This window comes from Streptomyces sp. NPDC053673 (assembly GCF_055585225.1).
In genome coordinates this window covers 154,055-177,518 of sequence record NZ_JBVJKN010000007.1, presented here as the reverse complement: position 1 = coordinate 177,518, position 23,464 = coordinate 154,055, and the positions used below count along the sequence as shown (strand labels likewise).

General features: G+C 69.9%; 26 protein-coding genes, 2 tRNA genes and 4 pseudogenes. 10 read left to right on the top strand and 22 right to left on the bottom strand.

Annotated features, from left to right (window positions below; all coding sequences use genetic code 11):
- Window positions 1-4: 4 nt before the first annotated feature.
- Together ACZ6ZQ_RS13570 and ACZ6ZQ_RS13565 are read left to right on the top strand one after the other, a co-directional pair.
- Window positions 5-77: transfer RNA gene (locus ACZ6ZQ_RS13570), tRNA-Asn, on the top strand.
- A 177-nt stretch (window positions 78-254) separates the two neighbouring features.
- A tRNA-Ile gene (locus ACZ6ZQ_RS13565) sits at window positions 255-331 on the top strand.
- Between the two features lie 452 nt (window positions 332-783).
- Here the strand turns inward: ACZ6ZQ_RS13565 and ACZ6ZQ_RS13560 are convergent.
- The 10 genes from ACZ6ZQ_RS13560 to ACZ6ZQ_RS13515 form a co-directional block, all read right to left on the bottom strand.
- The gene (locus tag ACZ6ZQ_RS13560) at window positions 784-1,422 is read right to left on the bottom strand and encodes a DUF305 domain-containing protein (protein WP_469768692.1); all 639 of its coding nucleotides are present in this window, start codon (window positions 1,420-1,422) and stop codon (window positions 784-786) included.
- Between the two features lie 88 nt (window positions 1,423-1,510).
- The gene (locus tag ACZ6ZQ_RS13555) at window positions 1,511-1,912 is read right to left on the bottom strand and encodes a DUF6153 family protein (RefSeq protein ID WP_469768691.1); all 402 of its coding nucleotides are present in this window, start codon (window positions 1,910-1,912) and stop codon (window positions 1,511-1,513) included.
- Window positions 1,913-1,965: 53 nt separating this feature from the next.
- A complete protein-coding gene (locus ACZ6ZQ_RS13550; protein WP_469768690.1) occupies window positions 1,966-2,370 on the bottom strand; it encodes a cupredoxin domain-containing protein in 405 nt (134 codons plus the stop codon).
- A 169-nt stretch (window positions 2,371-2,539) separates the two neighbouring features.
- Window positions 2,540-4,033, bottom strand: coding sequence for an ABC transporter permease (locus tag ACZ6ZQ_RS13545; RefSeq protein WP_469768689.1), 1,494 nt, complete (start codon window positions 4,031-4,033; stop codon window positions 2,540-2,542).
- The gene (locus tag ACZ6ZQ_RS13540; RefSeq protein ID WP_469768688.1) at window positions 4,030-4,782 is read right to left on the bottom strand and encodes an ATP-binding cassette domain-containing protein; all 753 of its coding nucleotides are present in this window, start codon (window positions 4,780-4,782) and stop codon (window positions 4,030-4,032) included. The genes ACZ6ZQ_RS13545 and ACZ6ZQ_RS13540 overlap by 4 nt, the downstream gene beginning before the upstream one ends.
- The gene (locus ACZ6ZQ_RS13535; protein WP_469768687.1) at window positions 4,779-5,090 is read right to left on the bottom strand and encodes a hypothetical protein; all 312 of its coding nucleotides are present in this window, start codon (window positions 5,088-5,090) and stop codon (window positions 4,779-4,781) included. The genes ACZ6ZQ_RS13540 and ACZ6ZQ_RS13535 overlap by 4 nt, the downstream gene beginning before the upstream one ends.
- A 7-nt stretch (window positions 5,091-5,097) precedes the next feature.
- Window positions 5,098-5,805 carry a methyltransferase family protein gene (locus tag ACZ6ZQ_RS13530; protein WP_469768686.1) on the bottom strand — a complete coding sequence of 236 codons (708 nt, stop codon included), beginning with the start codon at window positions 5,803-5,805 and terminating at the stop codon, window positions 5,098-5,100.
- Window positions 5,805-6,077 carry a hypothetical protein gene (locus ACZ6ZQ_RS13525; protein WP_469768685.1) on the bottom strand — a complete coding sequence of 91 codons (273 nt, stop codon included), beginning with the start codon at window positions 6,075-6,077 and terminating at the stop codon, window positions 5,805-5,807. The genes ACZ6ZQ_RS13530 and ACZ6ZQ_RS13525 overlap by 1 nt, the downstream gene beginning before the upstream one ends.
- A 42-nt stretch (window positions 6,078-6,119) precedes the next feature.
- Window positions 6,120-6,362, bottom strand: a complete 243-nt coding sequence (locus ACZ6ZQ_RS13520) for a DUF2933 domain-containing protein (RefSeq protein ID WP_469768684.1) — start codon at window positions 6,360-6,362, stop codon at window positions 6,120-6,122.
- Window positions 6,363-6,388: 26 nt separating this feature from the next.
- On the bottom strand, window positions 6,389-6,655 hold the full coding sequence (locus tag ACZ6ZQ_RS13515; protein ID WP_469768779.1) for an SHOCT domain-containing protein: 267 nt from the start codon (window positions 6,653-6,655) through the stop codon (window positions 6,389-6,391).
- 242 nt (window positions 6,656-6,897) lie between these two features.
- On the opposite strand from ACZ6ZQ_RS13515, the pseudogene ACZ6ZQ_RS13510 reads away from it, so the two are divergent.
- Window positions 6,898-7,059: pseudogene (locus ACZ6ZQ_RS13510) on the top strand (multicopper oxidase domain-containing protein); the annotation flags it as partial.
- 246 nt (window positions 7,060-7,305) lie between these two features.
- On the opposite strand, the gene ACZ6ZQ_RS13505 reads toward ACZ6ZQ_RS13510, so the two are convergent.
- Window positions 7,306-7,455, bottom strand: a complete 150-nt coding sequence (locus tag ACZ6ZQ_RS13505; protein WP_469768683.1) for a hypothetical protein — start codon at window positions 7,453-7,455, stop codon at window positions 7,306-7,308.
- A 152-nt stretch (window positions 7,456-7,607) separates the two neighbouring features.
- Between ACZ6ZQ_RS13505 and ACZ6ZQ_RS13500 the strand changes: the two genes are divergently transcribed.
- The 4 genes from ACZ6ZQ_RS13500 (at window position 7,608) to ACZ6ZQ_RS13485 (ending at window position 10,217) form a co-directional block, all read left to right on the top strand.
- The gene (locus ACZ6ZQ_RS13500) at window positions 7,608-8,045 is read left to right on the top strand and encodes a class F sortase (protein WP_469768682.1); all 438 of its coding nucleotides are present in this window, start codon (window positions 7,608-7,610) and stop codon (window positions 8,043-8,045) included.
- Window positions 8,046-8,311: 266 nt separating this feature from the next.
- Entirely contained in the window at window positions 8,312-8,851 is a 540-nt protein-coding gene (locus tag ACZ6ZQ_RS13495; protein WP_469768681.1) for a hypothetical protein, read from the top strand.
- Window positions 8,848-9,924 (top strand): cytochrome b N-terminal domain-containing protein, encoded by a 1,077-nt coding sequence (locus ACZ6ZQ_RS13490; RefSeq protein ID WP_469768680.1) that lies wholly within the window; start codon window positions 8,848-8,850, stop codon window positions 9,922-9,924. The genes ACZ6ZQ_RS13495 and ACZ6ZQ_RS13490 overlap by 4 nt, the downstream gene beginning before the upstream one ends.
- On the top strand, window positions 9,924-10,217 hold the full coding sequence (locus ACZ6ZQ_RS13485) for a hypothetical protein (protein WP_469768679.1): 294 nt from the start codon (window positions 9,924-9,926) through the stop codon (window positions 10,215-10,217). The genes ACZ6ZQ_RS13490 and ACZ6ZQ_RS13485 overlap by 1 nt, the downstream gene beginning before the upstream one ends.
- 533 nt (window positions 10,218-10,750) lie before the next feature.
- Here the strand turns inward: ACZ6ZQ_RS13485 and pspAB are convergent.
- From pspAB to ACZ6ZQ_RS13465, 4 genes and pseudogenes are all read right to left on the bottom strand, one after another.
- A pseudogene (gene pspAB / locus ACZ6ZQ_RS13480) lies at window positions 10,751-11,260 on the bottom strand (PspA-associated protein PspAB); the annotation flags it as partial.
- Window positions 11,261-11,311: 51 nt separating this feature from the next.
- Window positions 11,312-12,205, bottom strand: a complete 894-nt coding sequence (gene htpX, locus ACZ6ZQ_RS13475) for a zinc metalloprotease HtpX (RefSeq protein WP_469768678.1) — start codon at window positions 12,203-12,205, stop codon at window positions 11,312-11,314.
- 5 nt (window positions 12,206-12,210) lie between these two features.
- On the bottom strand, window positions 12,211-12,489 hold the full coding sequence (gene pspAA / locus ACZ6ZQ_RS13470) for a PspA-associated protein PspAA (RefSeq protein WP_469768677.1): 279 nt from the start codon (window positions 12,487-12,489) through the stop codon (window positions 12,211-12,213).
- A pseudogene (locus ACZ6ZQ_RS13465) lies at window positions 12,486-13,244 on the bottom strand (PspA/IM30 family protein). Before ACZ6ZQ_RS13465 ends, pspAA begins: the two are co-directional and overlap by 4 nt.
- Before the next feature lie 1,089 nt (window positions 13,245-14,333).
- Here ACZ6ZQ_RS13465 and ACZ6ZQ_RS13460 point away from each other — a divergent pair.
- Window positions 14,334-14,639 carry a cation transporter gene (locus tag ACZ6ZQ_RS13460; RefSeq protein WP_469768676.1) on the top strand — a complete coding sequence of 102 codons (306 nt, stop codon included), beginning with the start codon at window positions 14,334-14,336 and terminating at the stop codon, window positions 14,637-14,639.
- Window positions 14,640-14,807: 168 nt separating this feature from the next.
- Here the strand turns inward: ACZ6ZQ_RS13460 and ACZ6ZQ_RS13455 are convergent, their stop codons facing one another.
- The gene (locus ACZ6ZQ_RS13455; protein WP_469768675.1) at window positions 14,808-15,065 is read right to left on the bottom strand and encodes a hypothetical protein; all 258 of its coding nucleotides are present in this window, start codon (window positions 15,063-15,065) and stop codon (window positions 14,808-14,810) included.
- 220 nt (window positions 15,066-15,285) lie between these two features.
- On the opposite strand from ACZ6ZQ_RS13455, the gene ACZ6ZQ_RS13450 reads away from it, so the two are divergent.
- Window positions 15,286-15,540 carry a hypothetical protein gene (locus ACZ6ZQ_RS13450; RefSeq protein ID WP_469768674.1) on the top strand — a complete coding sequence of 85 codons (255 nt, stop codon included), beginning with the start codon at window positions 15,286-15,288 and terminating at the stop codon, window positions 15,538-15,540.
- A gap of 158 nt (window positions 15,541-15,698) precedes the next feature.
- Here ACZ6ZQ_RS13450 and ACZ6ZQ_RS13445 read toward each other — a convergent pair whose 3' ends face one another.
- Window positions 15,699-16,361 carry a hypothetical protein gene (locus ACZ6ZQ_RS13445; RefSeq protein ID WP_469768673.1) on the bottom strand — a complete coding sequence of 221 codons (663 nt, stop codon included), beginning with the start codon at window positions 16,359-16,361 and terminating at the stop codon, window positions 15,699-15,701.
- An 86-nt stretch (window positions 16,362-16,447) separates the two neighbouring features.
- Entirely contained in the window at window positions 16,448-16,885 is a 438-nt protein-coding gene (locus ACZ6ZQ_RS13440; protein WP_469768672.1) for a DUF6153 family protein, read from the bottom strand.
- A gap of 94 nt (window positions 16,886-16,979) precedes the next feature.
- Here ACZ6ZQ_RS13440 and ACZ6ZQ_RS13435 point away from each other — a divergent pair.
- Window positions 16,980-17,413: pseudogene (locus tag ACZ6ZQ_RS13435) on the top strand (winged helix-turn-helix domain-containing protein); the annotation flags it as partial.
- Window positions 17,414-17,518: 105 nt separating this feature from the next.
- Here ACZ6ZQ_RS13435 and ACZ6ZQ_RS13430 read toward each other — a convergent pair.
- The 4 genes from ACZ6ZQ_RS13430 to ACZ6ZQ_RS13415 all read right to left on the bottom strand — a co-directional run bounded on the left by ACZ6ZQ_RS13430 (window position 17,519) and on the right by ACZ6ZQ_RS13415 (window position 23,162).
- Window positions 17,519-18,448, bottom strand: coding sequence for a hypothetical protein (locus tag ACZ6ZQ_RS13430; RefSeq protein WP_469768671.1), 930 nt, complete (start codon window positions 18,446-18,448; stop codon window positions 17,519-17,521).
- Between the two features lie 100 nt (window positions 18,449-18,548).
- A complete protein-coding gene (locus ACZ6ZQ_RS13425; RefSeq protein WP_469768670.1) occupies window positions 18,549-18,995 on the bottom strand; it encodes a hypothetical protein in 447 nt (148 codons plus the stop codon).
- A 129-nt stretch (window positions 18,996-19,124) separates the two neighbouring features.
- The gene (locus ACZ6ZQ_RS13420; RefSeq protein ID WP_469768669.1) at window positions 19,125-20,018 is read right to left on the bottom strand and encodes a F510_1955 family glycosylhydrolase; all 894 of its coding nucleotides are present in this window, start codon (window positions 20,016-20,018) and stop codon (window positions 19,125-19,127) included.
- A gap of 669 nt (window positions 20,019-20,687) precedes the next feature.
- Window positions 20,688-23,162 carry a heavy metal translocating P-type ATPase gene (locus ACZ6ZQ_RS13415; RefSeq protein ID WP_469768668.1) on the bottom strand — a complete coding sequence of 825 codons (2,475 nt, stop codon included), beginning with the start codon at window positions 23,160-23,162 and terminating at the stop codon, window positions 20,688-20,690.
- Window positions 23,163-23,464: the final 302 nt, after the last annotated feature.

The window sequence follows — 23,464 nt, the reverse complement described above, 5'->3', positions numbered from 1 at the left end:
GCGATCCCCTGTAGCTCAATTGGCAGAGCATTCGGCTGTTAACCGGAGGGTTGCTGGTTCGAGTCCAGCCGGGGGAGCAGTGGTGAAGAGGACCCCTCGGGGTCCTTTTTCCATGTAATCCCCTCTTCGTGGAACCGGGCAGGCGGCAGCGAGGTCCTCAAGGTCGTAGCGTCGCCGACCATCCGAAGCAGGAGATCGTATGAGCGGCTATGCTGCGGCAGACGGCGCGCACAAATGTGCGCGACGCGCCGTAAGGGGCGGTAGCTCAGCCGGTTAGAGCAGCGGACTCATAATCCGTCGGCCGTGGGTTCGAGTCCCACCCGCCCCACCACGCAGGCTCCTGACCTGAAGAAACGTTTCATCGCGAGCGCGGATTCAGAACTTTGGCCCAACGGACTGAATCCGCTGCTCACGAGTTCGATGGCGGTTCCACGGCTTGTAGTTGACGCTTCGCTGACCTGCGAGGATGCGTCGGTTCACCGTCGGTGCGAGCTTCACCAGGGGTCTGTGCGAGGGGCTGGACGGCGGATTCAGGACACTGTTGGGACGCAGGGTAGGAGAAGGAGCCGCAGAGAGCCCATCACAGGGGCACCCACCGTCCCAGCAACGGCCTGAAGGCACACCTCCCTCGCTCGCAGAGGGCAGGGGGCCTCAAAGACCCAGCCGAGCCATCCAGGGCTGTCCGCCCGTGCGCGGGACGCTAAGGCTCACGATCTCGGGTCGCTGCGTGGATGAGCCAAGGGGCGAGCCATTCCCGGGTCGCGCCATCCCGGCGTGTCGGGGTCAGCTCGTGCCGAGCATCTTCCGCATCTGGGCGATCTCCACTGTCTGCGCGGTGATGACGTCGTCGGCGAGCTCCTTGGCGGGGCCGTAGGCGCCCTGCTTCTTCTCGGTCTCGGCCATCTCGATGGCGCCTTCGTGATGCTCGATCATCATCGTCAGGAACATGCTGTCGAAGCCGGATCCGCGAGCGTGCCGCAGTTGCTCCATGCGGTCCTCGCCCATCATGCCGGGCATTCCGTGCCCGTCGTCCCGGCCCATGCCGTCCATGCCGGACATCCCCTGTGGGACCTTCTCGCCCCAGTCGATGAGCCAGCCGGTCATGGTGGTGATCTCCGGAGCCTGGGCCTTCTCGATCTGCGCAGCGAGGGCCTTGACCTCGGGCGAGGTGGCGTGGGTCCTGGCCATCTCGGCCATCACGATGGCCTGGCGGTGGTGCGGGATCATGTCCTGCGCGAAGGTGACGTCGGCCTGGTTGTGCGCGTCGGCGGTCGCCCGTGCCGGGGCGGAGACGGCGGTGCGCGTAGTGGTGTCGAGACCACCGGCATCGGCGTTGGCGCCGTAGGCGCCCAGGAGGAGGGCGCCGGTGGCCACAGCGGTGACCGTGGCGGTGCGGCGGGTGAGGGAACGGGTCGTGTTCATGGTTCGCAGCTCCTGTGTGTGATGGGGTCTGGGTACGCCTGCGCGGGGCGACGGATCCAACGGGAGGGTGTCGGCGCGCGAGCATTCTCTAGATCCGCAGGAGTTGGAGTTGGGCCAGTGTGGGCGGGGCGCGTCCGTCGGCCGGCTCGTACGGCATCGGGGCGGGGAAGTGAGCGGCGGTGTCGAGGGCGGTCGGTACGCGGGCGGGGGCGGGGATGGCGGCGGTCCCGGGAACCGCTCCTGAAGCGCACGTCTGGTCCGCATGCGTGGTGTGCCTGTCTGCGCTGTCGTCATCAGGGCAGACGCAGTGATGCTCGGAAGCGGACGCCACTGTCTGGTGGGCCGAGTGCTTAGGGGCGCTTTGTGCCAGGGCTGGGCCTGCGGAACCCAGAGCGTGCATGGCCAGCAGCCCGGCCAGCACGGTGAGCACGAGCAGCGTCTTCACTCGCAGCCGACGCTGCGGCGACGCTTTCTGCTCGCCACGGCTCACCTTTTCATCGTAGGTGTGGCCTGGTCTTGGCGCGCGGGCTTGCAGCTCTGGTGTCAGCGCACGGTGAGGGTGCCCTTCATGTTCGGGTGGATGGTGCAGATGTAGGAGTAGCTGCCGGTCTTGGAGGGAGCGGTGAAGGTGGCGGTTGCGCCGCCTCCGATGGTGTCGGTGTCGAATGTCTTGTCGCCGGTGGCGGTCACGGTGTGCGGGGCTGAGTCCTGGTTGATGACGGTGATCTTCGCTCCGGGGCGTACCTGAAGGTTCGCCGGGCTGAAGGTGAAGTTCTCGATCACGATGCGCGCTGCGGCGGGGCCGGCGCTGGTCGCGGCGGGTGAGGGGCTGAGGGTGACGGTGCCGTTGCCGTTGCCGTATTTCGAGCAGCCGGCCAGGGCGAGCAGGGCGAACGCCCCTCCCACGGCAAGAGCGGCACGGCCCCGATGCGGATGGGTGAGTGACATGCGGGGCGGACCTTTCGGGCGAGGGCTGTGGGGTCAGAGCGCGGCCGCGGGTCGGCCGTCGCACTCAGGTTCGCCGTCCAGGGCGGCGCTTGCCACGGCGGTACGGCCGTCCGGCTCGCCTGCTCACCTGAAAGTCGGGGTGGAGCCGTGCCTCACGCAGGTGCGGGCGTCAGCGGGGTGCGGTGGCGGCGTGGCGGAACAGGACGGCCGCGGCGGCGGTGAGGGCGGCCAGCCAGGCGAGAGCGAGGAGCAGGGCGCCGGTTTCGTCGAAGGTGGGGGTGAGGGCTGCGTCGATGAGGACACGGCCGGAGCCGTAGCCGGGCAGAGCGTGGGCCCAGGCCGGGGGCTGCGGGTGCAGCATCGGACTCTGCTCGATGCCGATGTCGAGGAAGGGCACCAGGAAGGCGATGAGCACGCCACCGACGCGGCCGAACAGCGGGCCGAGCAGGACGCCGATGAGCCCGTAGGTGAGCGCGATGAGGATGCTGGCCGCGATGTAGAGGCCCCATTGGCGGGCATCGAAAACGGTCGCGGTGACGGCGAGGGAGGCCGCGGTCGCGAGCAGCGCCAGCAGAGTGACGACGGCAAGCCGGGAGACGAGCAGGCTGCCTGTGCGGAAGCCGGCCAGGGCCAGGCGCTGGTCGGCGGAGCGGGCGTTGAGAACGGTGAACAGTCCGGCGAGCGTGGCCAGTGAGGCGATGGCGATGGGAGCCATGGTCCCGCCGTGGATGTCGGGGAGCCAGACCTGCTGGGAGAGGGTGCGGCCCTGCTCGCGCACCGTCAGGGCGGTGGACTCGTCGGGGGTGGTGGCCACGGCGAGGAGGACGAAGACCACGGGTACGGCGATGAGCAGCACCCAGAGCACGCGGTTGCGCCCGGCTTCCCGCAGGCCCATGCGCACTCCTGCCGTGATCTGGCCGGCGGCCGAGCCGGGCTGGGTGTGGTGGCGGGGCCGAGCGGTTCGGCTGGTGGCTGTGATCACCGCCCAGCCGACGGCGGTCGCTACGGTTGCCCAGGCCAGGGCCCAGCCGAGATCGCCGATCTGCCCGCCGTGGCCGGAGGGCAGGTCCACCATCCACAGTGTCACGAAGTGCGTCGGCAGGATGCGGGTCACCGGCCGGTCCGCCGCACCGAGTACGGGGCCGAAGAAGACGTCCAGGATCCACACGAACAGCACCAGCACGGTGCCGTTGACCGGGCTGGTGACCAGCGCGCCGATCAGCGCCCCGATCGCCAGGTAGATCACCGCGTACATCAGCGTCCCGGCCAGCACCCGTCCCGGATCGTCCCCGAGTCCGGTCCGCGCCTGAAGGGCCAGCAGGGCCGCGGCCGTGGCCAGCAGCGCGAGTACCAGGCCGGTGGCCATGCGGGCGGCCACCAGCCGGAAGGGGGCGAGCCCGGCCAGTACCAGGCGGCGGTCGGCCGCGCGGGCGGTGCGCATCTGGAAATACATGGCGATCGCGGCGATGAACCCAGCGGCCCAGCCGGCGGTGGCAGTCTGCACCGCCGGACCGCCGGGGCCGCCGAGCAGCTCGGCGGCATCCGCCAGCGGCTCGGCGGCCACCACCACGAACACCACCGGTACCAAGACGAGCACCAGCAGGTTGACCGGGGTGCGGGCGGCTTCGAAGAGGAACCGGCGGGTGAATGTCAGGGCTGTCATCGGGGGACCGCCCGGCCGTCCCGCAGTTCCACGATCCGGTCGAAACGCTCCTGGTCGGTCACGAAGTGACTGATGATCAGCACGGAGCGGCCGGCCTGGCGACGCTGGGCGACGAGCTTCCAGAACTTGAGGTAGGTGTCGAAGTCGAAGCCCGCGTACGGCTCGTCCAGTAGCAGCACGTCCGGGTCGGCCAGCAGCGCCAGGCCAAGGTTCAGCTTGGCCAGGGTCCCGCCGGACAGCCGGTCCGCGCGGGTGCCGGCGTAGCGTTCGAAGCCGAGGGCCGTGTAGATCTCGCGGCGCGAGCGCAGCTCCCCCTCCGGGGACAGGCCGTAGGCGCGGCCGAACAGCTCGAAGTGCTCGTCGCAGGTGAGACGTTCGTACACGACCGGGTCCTGCGGGCAGTAGCCCAGCCGCCCGGTGCGGGTCACCGTGCCGGCGTCGGCGGCCAGCGCGCCGACAAGGATCTTCATCAGGGTGCTCTTGCCGGAGCCGTTCTCGCCGACGATGCCTACCACTTCACCCGGGGCCAGGGTGAGGTCCACACCGTGCAGCACCGGTATCCGGTGCCGGGCCGGCCATACGCCGCGCCGGTATGCCTTCTCGATCCCGGCCGCATCCAGGACCGCCCGGTCGGCGGGCGGCCGGGCTGCTTCAGTCGCGCTGTCGTGCGGTGCACCGGCCGGCCCGGATGAGGAGATCTCGGCCTGGAGACCGCTGGGCGCTGTTCCCCGAGGGGCCCGCCCGCTCATGGCCTGCTCCCGGTCTGGGACGCCGCCCGCGTGCGAGGCGGCAGGTTGCGGGAGGTGTCGGCGGTGGCGTAGACGAGGGCGGCGGCGATCATGGTGGCGCCCCACAGGCCCCAGGCCGCGGCGGGCGCGTCAGCGCCCAGGAGGGCGGGAAGAGGAAGTGCTCCCGCGGCCAGAAGGATGGGGGCGGTGCGGTGGATGGAACGGACCAGCTCTGCGGCGTCCCGCCGGTGGCGCCGGGTGAGATGCACGGCGCACACGGCAGTGGCCACGTCCCCGAGGATGATCAGCGTCCAGACGAGGGCTTCCATGCTCAGGTCACCTCCACGAGGCTCGTGAGTGGGCCCCTCGCGCGGACCTGGCGGTGATGGAAGTGTCCGGCTTCCGGGCGGCCGGTGCCCTGCGGGGCCGTTTCGGCCAGAACGCGGGGGTGTTGGCGGCGTAGGAGGTCCACTGCTCGCCGAACATCTTCGCGACTTCGCGTTCCTCGCTGCGGGCCAGCCTCACGTACACGTACAGCAGGATCGGGAACATGATGAGGGTGGGGATGGTGGGCCACTGCAGCAGGAACCCGATCATGATGAGCAGAAAGCCGTCGTACTGCGGGTGGCGCACCCAGGCGTAGGGGCCGGTGGTGGCCAGTTCGTCCTGCTGGGCGGCTTCGTGGAGGCGCTTCCAGGCAGCGGCGATCAGCCAGAAGCCGCCGCCGATGGCGAAGTAGCTCGCCAGGTGGAAGGGGCTCAGGTGCGGGTCACCACTCCAGCCGGTCAGGTCGTTCCACAGGTGCCCGCCGGCGTGCGTGTCGTTCAACAGCGGGAACTGGTTGCCGAGCCAGCTGCCCAGCAGATAGATGGTCAGGGGGATGCCGTACATCTCGGTGAACAGGGCCACCAGGAACGCACTGTAGGCGCCCATGGCCCGCCAGTCCCGCTTGGTCTTCGGATGGAAGAAGCTCGCGGCGAACAGCACGAAGAGCGCCGTGTTGAGCACCACCAGCGGCCACAGGCCGTATGCGGCATCAGCCATCACATCCTCCTTGAGGCCGTTCGGTTGGCGGATGGTCTGCGCCGGCCGCGGGAGAGGCCGCTCATCCGGTGCTGGTAGGTGGCCGCGTCGATCCGGCCGTGCAGGCGCAGGCCGACGCACCACCGCTCAGCGTCCTCCAGAGCTGCGCGACGGCCCCGAAGGCGGGCCAGAGGAGGGCAGCGCCTCTCGTTCGGCGTGATCCGGCGCGCGATGTCGTAGATCACGCCGGCCAGCATCAGCGTGCCGATCAGCACGGCTATCACGGCGCTCATGGCGTTCTCCTCGCCATGCCGTCGAGGCGGGGAGCCGGCCGGTTACGGCCGGCCCCCGGGGTGCTGGTGGTGGTCGTGCTTGCGCAGCGGATCGCTCTGGTCGGTGTGCTGGTCACCGTCGCCGCGGCCGTCGTGCATGCCGCGCATCATGAAGAACATCATCAGCGGGCAGGCGAGGACGATGACAAGGAGGGCGAGGGTGCCCACGGGTATGCCGAGCGCCAGCGCGCCGACGAAGGCGATGGCGATGGCGATCGCGTACAGGCCGTAGTTCTTGGTGCTCATGGCCGGGCCTCCTCCCGGGGAGGGCGTCAGCGTGTGGTGAGGGGGCCCGAGGAGCGCAGCGCGGTCAGGCGCTGCTGGTGCTCCTCCTGGTCGATCTCGCCGCGGGTGAACCGTTCGGCGAGCAGCTGCTCGGGCGAGGGACCGGCCGGGCTGTGGGTGTGCTCGTGGGAGTGGCCCAGGGCCCGGAAGAGCAGGACGGCGGCGGTGATGACGAGCGCCCAGAACACGATCATGCTGGCCGACATTGCGAACCAGCCCCAGCCGCTGACGTCGTGGTCGAACCAGAACATCATCACCATCACATCCCCAGGTCACCCGGGCGGCGGGCGCACGGCCTACGCTGTCCGGCCTCGTTCTTGTGGTGCTTCCAGGGTCCTCCCGTCCTGGCCTGAGGACACAGGGTCAACTGGTCCCGGGCGGTGGGACGGTCAGCCCCTACCTGATACGGGTAGGCGCGCACCTCATCCTGATCCTGCTCGGCAGGTTGCTGGAGACCCGCGCGAAGGCCGGCACCGGGGAGGCGATCCGGGCGCTGCTGGGGCGTTCGGGCCCGCGCAAGGACACCGCGATCGTCCTGCCCAAGAAGACGCAGTCGGTCTTCTTCGACGCCGACAACCCCGGCCAGTGGTTGCTGCACTGCCACAACGCCTACCAAGGCGAATCCGGGATGATGGCGAACGTCGCCTACCGTTCGTGACGTCGCGGTTGGGTGGCATGCGAAGTACTTGGCGTGCCCCCCAACCGCCGGTGCCCGGGAGATTCCGCCAAGGGATGCGAGCGGCGCCCTTGTGCCGCGGAGGCAGGACAGATCCCTGGACCGGCGTGGATGAGTCGGCGCTGACCGTCAGCGGTGCGCCGACGTGACCATCGGCCTGGTCAGCGACTGGAATCGAGCCCGGCATCGACGGCAGGCCCTCGACCAGACCGCCTGCCGGAGCAGGCGTCAGGGGCCACCGCCCATCGGTGTTCCTCTTTCTTCGAGGTGACGCAGGATCTGCGTGTTCTGCTGCTGGATCTCCTCGATGCCGCGCATGATCCGCTTGGGCGGGAACTCCTCGGGCATGTGCTCGAACGTCTCGAGGCACTTCCTCATGGCCCGCTCGCCCAATATTGCTGCTGTGGATCACCGCGCTCGCGGGCGCCAGCGTCCCGGCGCGCCCGGCCCTGACCGGGGCGGCGGCGGCAAGACCGGTGTCGGCCCAGCCGGCTGCTGCGCGCACGCCGCCCGTGGCCGGTGGGGCGCCGGTGCGCCTGATCCTGGCCGCAGTGGGCCTCAATGCGGTGGTCGTACCCGTCGGAGTGGGGGCCGAAGGGCGCCTCGCCGTACCTGGTGACGGAAAAGCGGCCGGCTGGTGGAAGGACACCGCAGTGCCGGGCAGCCGCCGGGGCACGGTCGTCATCGCCGGGCACCTGGACACCCGGCGCGGGGCCGCCGTCTTTGGCTTCCTGAGCCGGGCCGAGGTCGGCGACCCGGTCACAGTCACCACGCCCTCGGGCACTGTCGGCTACCAGGTGCGGGCGGTCACCGTACGCCGCGGCTCCGCGCTGCCCACCGAGTTCATCACCACGACTGGCCCGCCCCGCCTGGTGCTGACCACCTGCAGCGGGCCGTACCGAGAAGGCCGCGGCTACCGCGACCGGCTTTACGTCGACGCCGCTCCCGCCCCGCCGCCGAGCGGATGAACCCGGTGGCCCCGGAACCCGCTTTCGTGTCATCCCGTCGCGGCTCGATGGCGTGAGCTCGGTACCGGAGAAACCGAGCGACGAGTCCTTCGGCCGTTCGGGGGACATCGGGGTGCGGCATCCTCCGGCCGCCCCTGCTGTGCTGCGAGTTTGAAGGCGTGCGCCGCGGTACGTGGATCGATCCTTCGATGCGGAGCTGCGTGATGCGACAAGGCCGAAGGGCGGGCCTCTCGCGCCGCGTCGTTACGCGTCGTGCGGGGCGGGGCTTGTGGGCCCTGCTCGCGGCAGCCGTGCTGCTCGTGGCGGCGTCGGCATGGCCCGTGTGGGCGAACGGGGATCACGAGGAGGAGAGTGAACAGGCGACTGTCCTGGTCGAGCAGGCCCTCGCGCTCATCGCCAACGATGCCGGTGACGAGCGGGTCGCCGAGCGCATCCACGACGCGCTGGAGGCACCGGATCAGATGGGCGTCGATGGGCCCAAGGTCCGGGAGGCGGACGAGGTCATCGAGCGGCCGGGGGAGAGCGCGCAGGCCACCGCGGAGGCGCGAAGGCTGCTGCTGGTGGCGATCGGTGGAAAGCTTCCCAGCCGCCCCACGGCGGGGCCTGCGGTGGGTACCGAGACCGGCACCAGTGTGATTCTGGAGGAGTTCCGGCCCGCCCGGGGGGTGAGCAACGGCGGCGACGTGGCGCTGCTGGTCCTGGCCGTGGCCGCGATCGCCGCCGGGCTGTACCTGACCCGTCGGTGGCGGCCCCCGCACACCATTCGGGAACTGGAGCGCCGCGCCGGTGCGAAGGGAACACGATGACCGCCCGGCCCGCGCCCAAGGAGAGCGCCGCCCCTCAGCCCGGCCGGCCCGGATGGTGGCGGCGGGCGATCGATGCGGTCGACGAGCGCATGGGCATCAAGGCACTGGCCTATCCGGTACCCGAACACGCCAACAACCTCGGCTGGAGCCTGGGCGGGCTGACCGCGGTGGCGTTCGTGACCCTGCTGGTCACCGGGATCTACGTATCGCAGTTCTACTCGCCGGTCCCGGAGTCGGCCAATCAGTCGGTGCGCGACCTGGTGACCGAGGTGTGGCTGGGCTCCTTCGCCCGGGGCTTGCACTACTGGACGGCTCAGGCGATGTTCGTCCTGGCCCTGCTGCACCTGCTGCGGGTGTTCCTGCACGCCTCCTTCAAGAAGCCGCGTGAAGGCAACTGGGTCGTCGGGGCGGCCATGTTCCTGCTGACCTTCCTGGCCGTGTTCACCGGCAGCGTCCTGAAGTGGGACCAGGAGGGCTACGAGGCGCTCGGCCACAACCTGGACGTCGCCAAGCTGCTCGGCGGGTTCGGCATCTGGTTCACCCCCGAGCTGACGAACCGCGTGCCCATCCTGCTGCGGCTGTACTCCGCGCACTCGGTGATCATCCCGGGGCTGATCCTTGTGCTGTTCGTGCTGCACGCGCTGCTGATCAAGCGCCACGCGATCTCCCCGCACCCGCAGATCCCCGCACCCGAGGTGGAGACCCCCGAGCCGTTCACCGCGCACATCAAGCGCGTCGCGGCGTTCGGCCTGGTCCTGGTCGGTGTCCTGGCCGTCCTCGCCGTGCTCGTCCCGCCCGTGATCGGCCCGACCCCGGTGGAGGGCATCGAGATCACCCGGCCGCTGTGGATGTTCTGGTGGTTCTTCCCGCTCGAGGAGTGGTTCGGGATCCCCTCGATCGGCATCGTCATCGGCATTGTGTTCGCGCTGATCTTCCTGGTGCCATTCCTCGACCGCAGCCCCCGCCGCCGCTGGCAGGAGCGCAAACCCGCCATGGCTGCCGCGCTGCTGCTTCTCCTCGCACTTGCGGCGATCACCATCGAGGTGTGGATCAACAACCCGAAGGGGCACTGATGAACGGGGCCGGCGTCCGGCGCGCACGGCGCTGGTTCTGGACGCTCACCGTGACAGCCGTCCTGGCGATGGGCACCCTGTCTCACGGCCTGCACGCCCCCGCCGGCTCGCGTACCGCCCTGCTCGTCGGCGCCAGCACGCTGATCCTGGCCGCCTCCAGCATCCAAGCCGCGCGGATCTGGCTGGCCCTGGCCGGCCCGCCCAGGCTGCGGTGGCATCAGGGGCCAAGAACCCGGGCCTTCGGCGGCCGGACCCCGGCCGGGAGGTCCGGCTCTCCGCCGGAGACACCCTGACCGCTGAACCCGAGAACCAGCCGCAGGGCAGGACCACCACATCGATCCACTGGCACGGCATCACCCTGCGCAACGACATGGACCGCGTGCCCCGGCCCCCAGACCGCTATCCGGGCCGGCGCCGACATCACCCACCACTGCGTCGCCAACACCCCGGCAGCTACTCCTCCCACCCAATGGGGGGCACGGCCGACGATGCGGCGTCCCCGTCCGCCTCGGCCTTGTCCGGCAGCATGTCGATGAAATTCAGGCGCATGGGCGCCGAGAGTGATCTGCTTGGCGGCGACACCAGCGATGTGAAGCACCCGTATCAACCCGGTCCACGGCCGCATCCCGGCCGACCCAGACGTCTTACCCGGCACGCCGGAAGACGTTGCGGCTGCGGATCGTCAACGCCGGGTCCGACACCGCCTACCAGGTCCCGCTCGGAGGATTCTGAGCGGTGGTGACGCCCTTGGGCCCATAGGCCATCGGACCGGTGTGGGAGCGGATGCCGCACCGGCAGTGGCAGAGACCCGCCTGCGGGCGGGAGGTGAGGCCGGGGCGCCCCAGAGCGGGAGCCAGCGGGTCAGGTCCTGTTCGATGCGCAGGTCGTCCTGGACCGCGGCCTTGACCTGGAGTTCGAGCGAGTTGTCACGTTTCTCGCCGGGCAGGGGCGCGAAGGGATGGAACGTGCCGCGTTTGTAGAGGTGGACCAGTGCGAGGGGGCGCAGCTCCACGTGGCGGAAGGCGGCCAGGGAGCAGAGCAGTTGAGGTCCGAAGCCGCTGTCCTGAAGGGCAGTGTTGACCGCGTGCAGGTCGCCCACGAGGGCGGGCAGGTTGTCCGGGGCTCGGCGGGAGAGCAGCCATCAGTACCCGCAGGCGTCGCAGCTGAACTCCACTGGTGCGCCGCCTTCGGGTGGCGAAGCAGACAGAGCCCGCTCCGGTGGGGTGAAGCCGACGGCCGCCTGGAGGGCGATCGCCGCCGAGGGCAGGCCGAAGAGCTGGTCGAGGTCGGGTTTGACCGGCTTGCTCCGGCCGAACAGGGCATCGAGGAAACCCACAGTCCGTCAGCTTCTTGTGGCCATACCGGCTCGGGGTGCGGTGGTGGGTGGTCATGCCGCTTCGCCCAGTTGTCCGGAGATCTCCGCGAGGGCCTCCAGGCGGCGTTCCAGGGTGGGGTGGGTGGAGAACATGCTGGCGACCACGGTGCCGGGTCCGAGTGCGGGGGTGAAGAAGAACGCGTTGAACGCCTGTGCGGTGCGCAGGTCCTGGGTGGGGATGCGGGCGATGTCGCCGCTGACTTTGGTCAGCGCGGAGGGCTTGGCGGTGAGCATGGCCGCGACCCGGTCGGCGGCCAGTTCGCGGTAGCGGGACAGCGCCCGGATGAGCAGGAAGCTGATGGCGTAGACGAGGGCGGAGACCGCCATGACGAGTGCGAACGCGACGGCGGTGTTCTGGTCGCGCTGGTCGCGTCCGCCGAACAGTTGGGAGTAGAAGGTGAAGCGGACGATGAGTCCGGCGATCACGCCCAGGAACGAGGCGATGGTGATCACCGCGACGTCGCGGTGTGCAACATGGGAGAGCTCGTGGGCGAGGACGCCTTCGAGCTCTTCCGGTTCCAGACGGCGCAGCAGTCCGGTGGTGACGCAGACCACGGCGTGGTCGGCGTTGCGGCCGGTCGCGAACGCGTTGGGCAGGTCCATCTCGGAGATGGCCACCCGGGGTTTGGGCATGTCCGTGGTGGCGCACAGCCGGTCGATGACGCCGTGCAGCGTGGGCTGTTCCTCCGGTGTGACCAGGCGGCCGTGCATGGCGTACAGGGCGATCCGGTCGGAGAACCAGTACTGGGCACCGAGCAGCCCGGCGGCGATCACAACGACGAGGACGACGGACTTGAGCAGCACGATCAGCGCGGCGATGAACGCCACGTACACCAGCCCGAGCAGGAACATGGTGACCACCATGCGGGCGGTCAGCTGCCGGTCGGGTTCAAAGCGGCTGCGCATCGCCATCACCCTGGAATCAGGCCCTCGTCGGAGAGCAGCTCCTGCACCTGCGTGAGGCTGGTGGCCTCATCGGGCAGCACCAGGTCGGATGGTGTGATCGTCTCGTCCGCCAGTGGCGTGCCGAGGCTGCGCACCGCGTCGAGCAGGGCCGACAGGGCGGTGGCGAACGCCGCGTCGTCGTCCGCGTCGGCAGCCGACTGCAGGGCGGAGTCCAGCTCGTTGAGCCGGGCCAGGTGCTCATCGGCGATCTTGTACTGGCCCTCGCCGAGAATCCGCATGATCATGATGTCGCCTCCTGATCGGACGAGCCCTGCGGGGTGTCCTTGCCTTCCACGGCCGGCGGCGGGGTGGCGGATGCTGGGAGCTCGGCCTTCATCCGGGCCAGTTCCTTGTCCACGTCCTGGCCCGCGGTGACGCGCTCGAGTTCGGCCTGGATGTCGTCGCGGCCGGCCGGGAGGGTGGCGTCCTCCAGTGCGCCGGAGGCGAGGAGCTCATCCAGCGCGCCCGCGCGGGCCTGCAGTTCCTCGGTCTTGTCCTGGGCGCGCTGCATCGCCAGGCCGACATCGCCCAGCTCCTCGCCGATGCCGGTGACGGCCTCGGTGATACGGGTCTGGGCCTCGGCCGCGGTGTAGCGGGCCTTGATGGTCTCCTTGCTGGTGCGGAAGGTGTCCACCTTCGCCTGCAGCCGCTGCGCGGCCAGGGTGAGCTTCTCCTCCTCCGCCTACAACGATGCCTGCTGGGCCTGCAAGTCGGTGAGTTGGGAGGCCACGGCGGTGCGCCGGGTGAGGGCTTCGCGGGCGAGGTCCTCGCGTCCGGCGGCGAGTGCCTGCTGCGCCTGTCCCTCCAGCTTGCCGCCGGATTGCTGCAGCTGGCTGATCTGCAAGTCGATACGTTTGCGACTGGTGGCCACGTCCGCCACGCCGCGCCGCACTTTCTGCAGCATCTCCTGCTGCTGGGCGTAGGAGTAGTCCAGTACTTCACGCGGGTCCTCGGCCCGGTCCAGGGCCTTGTTCGCCTTGGTCCGGAAGAGGGTGGCAATGCGGTGGGCGATGCTGGTCACAGCGGCCCGCCTCCTCTCGACGTGGGTGAGGAATCAGCCATGCCATGCCGTGCCATGCCGACGGACACCCTCAGGCTCCGACCCGGTGGCCTGGGCCGCAACCTCGGCCCTGGCGCGTGCGGACCCTTTTCGGCAGGCCAGCGAAGGCAGGGGTTGAGCCCTCGGTCTGGAACCATCCTCGCTCTGCGATACCCATCGGGGGCAGGGACCTGCGGCCCATACTTGGGGCCGGTCAGACCTGTGCCGGTTCCGTGCCTGACGAGCAGGCCCGACGAAGCCGACTGGCACCGCCGGGCAGAGCCCCTTGCCCGGTGACCAGCCGCATGCCGGGGCCCGCGTTCTGCGGTCATCCGCGACATCGCGCCCTGTTCCTGTGCACCACGTGCGCTCACTCACCTCTATGACGAGGAGAGCCCTCCGATGACCAGGCACCGACCACCGTGCAGGTCGGCCGTCCGGTGTCGGCTCGTATCCGACCCATGCAGCCGCACAGCGCGTGGCCGGTCTCCTGTCCGGCCGCAGGTTCCCGATGGAAGACAACGCGATCATCGGTTCGGGACCTGCGCAGGTCGCGACCGTGGTCGGCCGCTGACCCGCGGCCGGGGCCGCCCTGGCAAAGGAGCACCGGCGCCTGGTGAGGGCTGCTGATCGGGCTGGTGTTGTCGGTGTTCGCCGCCGGCAACAACCACGGGCGCAAGCGAGCTCCCCCTCGGCGCGGCCGCCGGGCTGCTGCTCGCTTCTTGTCGCATCACGGTCCAGGTGTGGATGACCAGCCCGAGGGTCCACAGATGGACACGACTGCCGTACGGCGCGCACGCTGCTGATTGTGGACGCTCACCACCACCGCGGTACCGGCGATGGGTCCCCCACGGGTTGCGGTCGGCACCCGGACCGGCCACCGGGATCCTGGTCCTGGCCAAGGCGTCGCGGATCCTGGCCGGGCTCACCGGCCCGCCCGCCTGCGGCCGTTGTCCGGGCATGGGGCCGGGCAACGACTGGCCGCTGGCACCCACCACGGGCTGACCGCGGCCCGCGGTGCCGGCCGCACTCATCGAAGGAGGGGTGAGAGTGCATCACCAGAGAGAACACCCCCATCACAGCACGCCTCACCACGAGGGCCCTGGTAAGGAGCGCAGCACGGCGGTTCTGGATGTGCGCGGTCTGGCCTGGGCGTCGCAGCAGAGCACCGTGGCCGCCGTGCTGGGGCGGCGGCTCGGCGTACTTCAGGTCGAGGTCAACCCGGGCGCCCAGTCGGCGACGGTGGTCTTCGACCCGCGGCTTACGTCGTTGGCCGAGCTGCGCCGATGGGTTGAGGGATCGACGCTGTCACTACCGCGCTCGCACTCGTCGGTACGGTCCACCACCTGTCGATGACCCGCAGCCCCGACGCTCCGCTGGACGCGCGGGAGACGACCGAACGCCTTGTCGCCCTGCTGCTGGGGGACGGTTCGCGGCGCGTCCACCCGTCGTAGTGGGGTGTACCCGTCACGGCTGACGGTGGTGTCTCGCATGTCAGGGGACTGGCTGCAGGCCGTGCAGGGACTAACGGACGAGTCGGTCGACTGCCGGTTCGGTGGCCATCGCGGAGGCCGCGGTGACGGCGTGCAGGCAGTAGGACGCGAGTTCGTCGGGCGGTACGTCGTCGCGCAGATCGCTGGCCTCAGCGCCTTCGGTGATGAGGGCGGCAATGATGCGGGTCAGATGCTGCTCGGCGTGGCTGACGTGGGCGCCCTGATGCAGCGTCGCCGCCAGCTCTCCTCCATGACGCTGCCGGGCGACTCCCGCGTATACGGTCAGCACGCCGGCAAGGCGCTGGACGGCCGGCCCCGGGTCCTTTGCACCGCGACCGACGGAGCGGTGGCGGAATAGCCGTCCGGTGCCCGCTGGTACCGAGGTTACGCAAAGTGGCCGCGTGCGCCGACAGCACCCCATCACCCAAACGCGCCTCCGAGACCAGCCATCTGCCCTGAAGACCCGGGCCAACCCGGAGGCGATCCCCCGGGGACTGCTCGCCGGGGACGTGAAGCAGGCGACCCGCAGCACCAAAGCCCACGAGCTTCTGGTGGAGAAGGGGTTCGCCGCGGCGACTCGTCGCAAGGCAACCGACCAGGCCATGTACGTGGTCAAGGACCGCACCCGCCGCGGTGAGCCGGGGAAGATCACCAGCGAGCAGAACCGGCTGGAGGAACGCCTCGCCGAGCTGCGCGCCCGCAAGAGCACGCCGCATCCCACTGCGACGGCAAGCGCAAGCGCCATGAGTCGCTTCAAGACTTAGAGCGTGCCGACAACAGGTCCGCGGGCCCCGTCCGACCTACGTCGAACGGGGCCCGGACGGGGGCTGTGCGGCGCCTGTGACGCCCATGGGGCCCATGACAAGCCCAGCGTGGTCCACGCGTGGGCCCGCGAGACCGGCTACGAGCCGCCGGACCGGGGTCAGTGGCTATGGGACGTATGGCCATCCTCTGCCGGCTCGGCGGGTGCCTTGGCCGGAGGGTCCTGCTCAACGGGAGCCTGGTCCGGCTCGGCGGGGGTCTGGGTCGTGGAGCCGTGGTCGTGGCTGTGGCCATCGGAGCTGATGGTGCCGGCGAGGGCGGTCATGCCCAGCCAGGTGAGGGCCGAGATGACGACGACGCCGGCCGCGAATGGGCTGACCAGGTGCCGCCAGCGGCCCTTGGAGTCCTTGGCGACGAACGCGACGTACGACATGAGCAGGCCGATGGGGGTCATCAAGGCGCTGCGCTCGGGGAACTGCTCGAAGTGCTGGATGCCGCCGCCGACCAGGCCGACACCGAAGGACAGCAGTAGGGAGAACGCGACCAGCGAGACTGCCTGGCTCAGCGCCGGACGTTCGTCGGCCAGCACGAACTCGTTGACGATGGTGCCGAGGAGGAACACGAAGGCGCCGACGACGCAGATGATCGTGTACAGCGACGGATCGATCGGGTAGTGGACGACGGCGCCGGCGATGAGGGCGGCGCCCATGAAGTAGAGCATCTGGCCGCTGTAGCGAGCCGGGAGTGACTTCTTGTCGAAGGTGGGGCGGCGATGTTTCGAGGCGGAAGTCTGGTGGCGCCCGGGCTCGAGAACGGTGGTCATGCGGGTAAGGCCTTTCAGATCCTGGTGTGTGAGAGCAGGCAGAAGCGCGCCGACACCAGTGGCGCGGCGTCACGCTGGTGCAGCTCTCAGCAGCGCAGGATCGAAAGTCGGTGTAGGCACGGTGGGTCGCCGGTGCGGCTGGTCCAGCGGTGCGCGGGTGCTGCCCATCGGCGGAGCACGAAGAGGACACGGCTGGAGACCCCGCGCCTGAGGGCGGACGCGAGCAGGGCGGCGCCGATGCACAGCAGCGCCAGGCAGATCTCCCCGGCTCCGCCGTGGTCGCAGGGGGATTCGCCGTCCGGGCTGTCCGGTGTTTTGGTGGCGTCCCCGGGGGCGACGTCAGAGTGCGCGTGCTGAGCCTTGTCCCCTGCGTCGATGAGCGGCAACGCGGCTGCGTGCCCGCTGTGGGCTTGCTGATGTGAGGCCAGGGCGTGCATCGCGAATACGGCAAGCACCACCGCGAAGACCGTTGCCAGCAGCAACGCTCCCGTGTGGTGGCCGCGACGGACCTGGACTGAGATCACGCGGCACGACCATAGGCGGGCTTGGTAGCGAAATTGCCAACAGGAGGCGTCCCCACCCCCCCGATGAGAGGAAGATCACATCAGGTGTGGACGCGGCAGGAAGTTCCACGTCTCCTACAGCGTCTCTGGCGCCACCCGGCTGATGCACCGGCTCGGCGTCAGCCCGCAGGTGCCCGCGTGGCGGGTGGCCGAGCGCGACGAGCAGGCCGGGACCGCCTGGAGGGAGGCGACTTGGGCGGAGGTAGAAGAGCCCGGGGGCGGCCTGCGAAGGCTGCATCTGCTTCGAGGACGAGGCAGGTCACCCGGCGGCCGCCCAAAGGATGCACCAGGGGGCGGCGCGGACGCACACCGCAGGTGACGGTGAGCGGGAGGCGCTCGGGACGCCTGTCGGTGGCCGGACTGATCGCGATGCGGCCAGGCTCCCGCACCCGGCTGTGCCACCGCCCGCGCACCCGCCCCGCGGGCAAGGGCAAGCGCCGCAGCATGGGCGTGCGCGACTTCATCGCGCTGATCGACGGCACCCACCAGGCTCGTCAAGGCCGCGCGCTCGATGCTCGTCGTCCTTGCCGCGCGAAGTCCCTGAGAGGCCAACGACGGGGCGGGAGCACGCATGCATCCCGCCCCGGCGTGTGATCAGCCGACGTTCATGGTGATGGCTGCGGTATGGAGCGTGCCGGCGGTCTGGAACTGCAGGAACAGCCGCCAGTCACCAGCCTTGGGCAGTTCGGCGTGGAAGGTCAGGCTGGGCCCGCCCCGTCCGCCCGAGACTTGGGTCTCAGGGTGAAGGTGCGCCAGGGCCTGGTCGCCGGCGTGGAAGGCGGTCAGGTGGGCGTAGGTGTCGAGGTAGGGCTCCAGGTCGGTGACCGGCTTGCCGTCCTTGGTCACGGTGACGGTGAGCGGATGCGCCATGCCCTCCATGGGCCTACCGGTGACGGTGACGGTGTAGCCGTCGACGGTGGTGGAGGCGGACGCCTTGGGAAGAGCCGTGCTGGATGCGGTGCCGGGGACGGTTGCGGTGGTGCTCAGGACGAAGTCCTCGCCCTTGCCCGGCCCGCTGTCCGGGGTGAAGGACGCGTACATGCGCCAGGTCCCGGGCTGCAGCGCGGTCAGTGGTGCGGTCCAGGTGCCGTCGGACGCCATGGTGGGGTGGATGTGCTGGAAGCCGGTGAGATCGCTGCGGATGGCGTAGAAGTGCAGCTGCTTCGTCTGCTCGACGCGGAACTCGGTCACGGGCTTGCCGTCAGCGCCGGTGATCGCGAACTGGTAGGCGGCTGTTTTTCCGGCGGGGAGGACGGGTGAGGCGGCGCTGAGGCGGTAGCCGTTCTTCTCGGCGGCTAGGCCGTCGTCGGACGCCGTGTGCTTCATGCCGGCCATGTCGTGGCCCGGCGCGCCCGTTGCCGAAGGAGCGGGAGAGGCGTGGGCCTTGGCACCGTGGTCCATGCCGGGCACGGAGTCGTCACCCGAGCCGCCACAGGCAGCGAGGGTCAGGGCGAGCAGGCCAGCTGTGCCGACCGCCGCGAGGGCACGACGGCGCGAGGAGATGGGACGAGGGTGTGCAGACATGAGGATTCGGTCTCTTTCGGGAAACCGCGGCCGCGGAGCGGCGCGGAAGGGAGCAGGGCGGCGTGGCCCGATCCCCCGATCGGGGGCGGGCACGGCATGCTCACGTCCGCGCGATGCACACCTGAAGCAGCAGAGGACGCCCACCAGGCGGCGCCCGCCGACGGGCAGCGGACAGACCCGTCGTTCGACCGGTCAGCACCCACATCGCGGCCGTTCCGACCAGGGCGAAGACCGCGAGGGCGGGCAGCAGGACAGGGCTGCGGGCGGGAGTGGACACACACACCGCGTGATGGGAGGCAGGGGACGGCATATCGGCGTGAACCGCCGGACCGGTGGAGTCACCGGCCACCGGGACTGCCGAGGTGCTCATGCCGTGATGGGGCGCCACCACCGCACTTGCCGGGGACGCGGCACCCGCCGCGTCCCCGTGACAGCCTTCAGCGGCTGCCGGGCTGCCGTGCATGAGGAACAGACCGGCGAGCAGTGCACACACCGCCAGCAGCCGGGCTACTGCCGGGCTGCCGTTGCGGGCGCTGTTCACTGCCATCGGCCCCTTCTCGCTCATGACGTCTGTTCTGCGTGCTCGGTCGCAGCTTCCATCGAGAATACGGTGACCTGCCCGGCCGCGACTTTCGCCGTACGCCGTGCAGGCGGTCCGCTCACCACTGCATGGTGATCAGTGGCCATCTCCTGCCTCGACCGCGAACCGCTTGGTGAAGGACCTGCCACCGTCCCGCGACTCGTAGACGCCGGTCTGGGTGGCAGCCAGGATGTGCTCGTCGTCGACCGCAGTGAGCGCCTGGGCCTGGCCGCCCGGCACCGAGCCCGCCTTGCGCCATGTGGAGCCGCCATCGGTGCTGCGGCTGAGCCCGCCCGAGTCGTCGATTCCGTACAGCGCCTCGGGCGTCACCCACGAGAGAAAGGCCATCATCGGCTGCTGCCCCGGGGCGAAGGTTCGCCCGCCATCGGTGCTCTTGGCGATGCCGTCGGCAGTGGTGGCGAGCACGGTGTCCGGGTGGTCGGGGCTGACGGCGATGTCCAGGGCCTGAAGGCTAGCCCGATCCACCCAGGTGGCGGCTCCGTCCTTGCTGACGCGTAGCAGTGCGTTGGTGCTGTCGTAGCCGTAGATGGTGCCGTGGGCGTAGTCGAGGGAGTGGAAGTCGGCTTGCCCGGCGAGGGAGCGGGACTTCCACGTCTTGCCGGAATCAGTGCTCTCGATCAACCCGTGGTTGCTGTGGCCGCTGGTGCCGTGGGCGGGGTGTCCGCTGGCCAAGAAGGTGTTCGCCTTGGCCACGGTGAAGCCCATGAAGTCGTCCTTGCTGTTGCCCACCTGCTGGGCTGCCCCGTCCTCTCCCAGGGTGAAGACGCCTTCGTGGGAAGCGACGTAGAGCCGGCTGTCGGCGGGATTGATGCCGAGCCCGTGCACGTGGCCATGCACCACAGCGGACGATTCCGGGGTGGTGGTGCCGGTTGCGGAGTTACTGCCGGAGTCGCTGGAGCAGGCAGTCACAGCGAGCCCCAGCGCGAGAACTGCTGTGGCGGCGAGAGGCCGCTTGGGTGTGTTCTTCATGTTCCTTTCCTGGTCCTGCCGGGGGATGGGAGCGTACCCGTCGTTGGGCCCGGACGGGAGGGACGGAATCCCTGCTGTCCTTTCGGGTCTGTCAGTGGCGGTGGCCATCGCCGTGTCCCGCGGTGGCTGCTCCGGCACCCTCCTCCTTCGGGGAGCCACTGGGGGTGGGTGCATCTGGCGCTGCGGGCATACTGCGCGGCGCCTCCTGCTCGTGCCCCTGCTTGTGCTCCGGTTCCTCCGCGGTTCCGTGACTGTGGCCGCCCCTCTGCCTGGGCCGGACATGGAAGATGCGACGTGTCACAGACCGAAGAAGGCGACGACGGAGGCGATGAGCACGCTCAGCCCCACCACGCTGAGGATGCGCTGCCAGGGTGTGTCCGCGTCTTTGATGACATACGCGACGAAGGACACCGTCAGGCCCAGCGGGACCCGGGACGCCGGAATCTAGATCCGCTGGATAACCGAGTTCGCCGTACTTCGAGGAGGGGGCAGCGCAGACCGGTCGCCGGGCAGCGTGGATTTCCCTGCCATGGTCAGAAGGCAGGACAGCTGCAGTTCGAGCGGAACCAGAGCGGGAGCCGACAGGCCGGATCCCTGTTGCGCTGCCCGGACAACCTGATCACTGCCAAGGCGGTCCGGTGTAGCCGGTAAAGGGCCGACTTCTCGAAGTCATCGCGTGGGATCGGGCGCGGGTGCGGAGACGGCGGCTGGCGCTTCCCGTGGGAGCCGAAGGCGTTTGAGGGCGAGTGCGTTGACGGCGACGATGATGCTGGAGCCGGACATGGTCAGGGCGGCGATCTCGGGGCGCAGTACGAGTCCTGTCGCGGGCTCGAAGACGCCGGCGGCGATGGGAAGGGCGATGGCGTTGTAGCCGATGGCCCAGCCGAGGTTCTGCCGCATCTTGCGCAGGGTGCCCCGGCCGATGCGCAGGGCCGTCGGCACGTCGAGAGGGTCGGAGCGCATGAGGACGACGTCGGCCGTCTCGATGGCGACGTCCGTCCCTGCCCCGATGGCGATGCCGAGGTCGGCCTGGGCGAGGGCGGGGGCGTCGTTGACGCCGTCCCCGACCATGGCCACCTTCCTGCCCTCCTGCTGAAGTTCGGCGACCTTGGCTGCCTTGTCGCCGGGAAGGACCTCGGCGATGACCGTGTCGATGCCCAGCTGACGGGCGATCCGCTCGGCCGTGGCCTTGTTGTCCCCCGTGAGCATGACGACCTGGACGCCGAGGGCGTGCAGTTCGGACACGGCGGCGGCCGACGTCTCTCGGGGCGCGTCAGCAATGGCGATCAGCGCCGCCGCTCGTCCGTCGACGGCCGCTATGATCACTGTGCGGCCCGTCGCGGCCAGTTCGTCACGGCGGCCGGTGAGAGGGCCGAGGTCGACGCCCTCGCGCAGTGCCAGCCGGCGGTTGCCGACCGCGATGCGGTGACCGTCGACGACGGCGGTGGCGCCGTGACCGGGAACGTTCTCGAAATGGCGCGCACCGGCCGCCGCAACCCCTTGTGCCTGCGCGTACCGAACGACCGCTTCGGCCAAAGGGTGTTCGGACTCGCGCTCCACGGCCGCCACCAGACGCAGCACTTCGCGCTCGTCTGTTCCCGGCGCGGTGACCACCTCCGTCACCTCGGGCTCCCCCTTGGTGAGCGTGCCGGTCTTGTCCATGACGACGGTCTGGATGCCGGCGGATGCCTCCAGGGCTGCCGCGTTCTTGAACAGAACGCCGCGGCGGGCACCCAGACCCGTGCCCACCATGATCGCGGTAGGGGTGGCGAGCCCCAGCGCGTCCGGGCAGGTGATGACGACGACGGTGATGGCGAACAGCATCGCGGCGCTGAACGGCCGGTCGGTGGCGAACAGCCACACGGCCAGGGTGAGCGCGCCGCCGACGAGGGCGACAAGGACCAGCCAGAAGGCGGCCCGGTCGGCCAGTCGCTGGCCCGGCGCCTTGGAGTTCTGCGCCTCCTGGACGAGTTTGACGATCTGAGCGAGTGCGGTGTCGGAGCCGACCCGGGTGGCGCGGACCCGAAGCGTGCCGTTGGCGTTCAGGGTGGCACCGACGACCGATGATCCGGGGGCCTTGTGCACCGGCAGGCTCTCACCGGTCACCGTCGACTCGTCGACCTCACTCTCGCCCGCCTCCACGACCCCGTCCGCGGCGATCTTTGTACCGGGACGGACCAGCAGCAGATCGCCGACAGCGACGTCCGAGGTCGGCACCTCGACGGGCTCACCGTCACGCACGACCACGGCACGCGGCGGGGCAAGGTCGAGCAGAGTGCGGATCGCGTCGTTGGCACCGCCCCGGGCCCGCATCTCGAACCAGTGGCCCAGCAGCACGAACGACGCCAGCACCGTGGCCGCCTCGTAGAAGACGTCGCCGCCCCCGCTCAACGTGATGACCAGGGAGTACAGCCATCCGGCGCCGACCGCGACCGCGACGAGCACCATCATGTCGAGCGTCCGGGCGCGCAAGGCCCGCACCGCTCCCTCGAAGAAGATCGTGCACGAATAGAAGATCACCGGGAGGCTCAGCAGCAGCGCCCACACGTCCTGCCGCAGACCGAAGGGCACCGGGGCCTGCAGCCCGAAGACTTCCTCGCCGATCGGCGACCAGATCACGATCGGGACGGAGAAGATCGCGGCCACCAGGAAGCGGTTGCGCATGTCGGCGACCATGGCCGCCATCGACATGCCGGCGTGGCCCCCGTGCCCCATCATCTCGTCCGGAGAGCGCAGATCCTCCGGAGCCGCAGGTGCCTCCGACGGCGGTTCGTGGAGCGCATGGGCCTGGGGTTCTGTCTTCACCGCCGTGGCACCGGACGGAAGCCCTGGCGGATCGGGCTCGGCCATGGGGTCGCAGATGTGGGACGGCACGACCTGCCCCGCGCAGTGGTAGCCGCACTGGGTCACCCACCGCCGCAGCTCGGCCAGCGAGGTCCGCCGCGGATCGAAGACGACCGTGGCCGCCTGCGCAACGGGGTTGACCTCGACATCCAGCACACCGGGCCGCCGACCGAGCACCGATTCGACCGTGCTCTGCTGCGACGCCCAGTTCAGACCGCGTACATCGAGCACCGCTGTGCTGCGCTCCTTGGCCCCAGCCACAGACTGTTGCTGATGGTGTTCGCCTGAAAGGTCGGACATGCTCACCGCTCCTTACGGCCGCGGCACCGCTGGCCGAGTATGTACGCCCGACCTGAGCACCCGCGACGGTGGCTCGCACACACCACCAGTGTCGCGCGCAGCGTAGAACCCCGCCGGTCAGCCCAGGCAAGGCCCAGCCCATGAGCCCGCAGGGCCCCGACCGGGAGAGCGGTGGCAATGCCGTGCGCCTCGTGTGCGTCGTATCGGTTCGGAAGGTTGCAGCGCCAGAACACACACAGCGGCCAGAACCCACTACTGCTCGATAAAGCCGCTGCGCCTCTATGCCGATCCGCCGTTCGATC

Coding starts and splice junctions, on each gene's coding strand:
- ACZ6ZQ_RS13560 (WP_469768692.1), bottom strand. CDS start 1,422: ATGAACACGACCCGTTCCCTCACCCGCCGCACCGCCACGGTCACCGCT.
- ACZ6ZQ_RS13550 (WP_469768690.1), bottom strand. CDS start 2,370: ATGTCACTCACCCATCCGCATCGGGGCCGTGCCGCTCTTGCCGTGGGA.
- ACZ6ZQ_RS13545 (WP_469768689.1), bottom strand. CDS start 4,033: ATGACAGCCCTGACATTCACCCGCCGGTTCCTCTTCGAAGCCGCCCGC.
- ACZ6ZQ_RS13540 (WP_469768688.1), bottom strand. CDS start 4,782: ATGAGCGGGCGGGCCCCTCGGGGAACAGCGCCCAGCGGTCTCCAGGCC.
- ACZ6ZQ_RS13535 (WP_469768687.1), bottom strand. CDS start 5,090: ATGGAAGCCCTCGTCTGGACGCTGATCATCCTCGGGGACGTGGCCACT.
- ACZ6ZQ_RS13530 (WP_469768686.1), bottom strand. CDS start 5,805: ATGGCTGATGCCGCATACGGCCTGTGGCCGCTGGTGGTGCTCAACACG.
- ACZ6ZQ_RS13525 (WP_469768685.1), bottom strand. CDS start 6,077: ATGAGCGCCGTGATAGCCGTGCTGATCGGCACGCTGATGCTGGCCGGC.
- ACZ6ZQ_RS13520 (WP_469768684.1), bottom strand. CDS start 6,362: ATGAGCACCAAGAACTACGGCCTGTACGCGATCGCCATCGCCATCGCC.
- ACZ6ZQ_RS13515 (WP_469768779.1), bottom strand. CDS start 6,655: ATGATGTTCTGGTTCGACCACGACGTCAGCGGCTGGGGCTGGTTCGCA.
- ACZ6ZQ_RS13505 (WP_469768683.1), bottom strand. CDS start 7,455: ATGAGGAAGTGCCTCGAGACGTTCGAGCACATGCCCGAGGAGTTCCCG.
- ACZ6ZQ_RS13490 (WP_469768680.1), top strand. CDS start 8,848: ATGACCGCCCGGCCCGCGCCCAAGGAGAGCGCCGCCCCTCAGCCCGGC.
- ACZ6ZQ_RS13485 (WP_469768679.1), top strand. CDS start 9,924: ATGAACGGGGCCGGCGTCCGGCGCGCACGGCGCTGGTTCTGGACGCTC.
- htpX (WP_469768678.1), bottom strand. CDS start 12,205: ATGCGCAGCCGCTTTGAACCCGACCGGCAGCTGACCGCCCGCATGGTG.
- pspAA (WP_469768677.1), bottom strand. CDS start 12,489: ATGATCATGCGGATTCTCGGCGAGGGCCAGTACAAGATCGCCGATGAG.
- ACZ6ZQ_RS13445 (WP_469768673.1), bottom strand. CDS start 16,361: ATGACCACCGTTCTCGAGCCCGGGCGCCACCAGACTTCCGCCTCGAAA.
- ACZ6ZQ_RS13430 (WP_469768671.1), bottom strand. CDS start 18,448: ATGTCTGCACACCCTCGTCCCATCTCCTCGCGCCGTCGTGCCCTCGCG.
- ACZ6ZQ_RS13425 (WP_469768670.1), bottom strand. CDS start 18,995: ATGGCAGTGAACAGCGCCCGCAACGGCAGCCCGGCAGTAGCCCGGCTG.
- ACZ6ZQ_RS13420 (WP_469768669.1), bottom strand. CDS start 20,018: ATGAAGAACACACCCAAGCGGCCTCTCGCCGCCACAGCAGTTCTCGCG.
- ACZ6ZQ_RS13415 (WP_469768668.1), bottom strand. CDS start 23,162: ATGTCCGACCTTTCAGGCGAACACCATCAGCAACAGTCTGTGGCTGGG.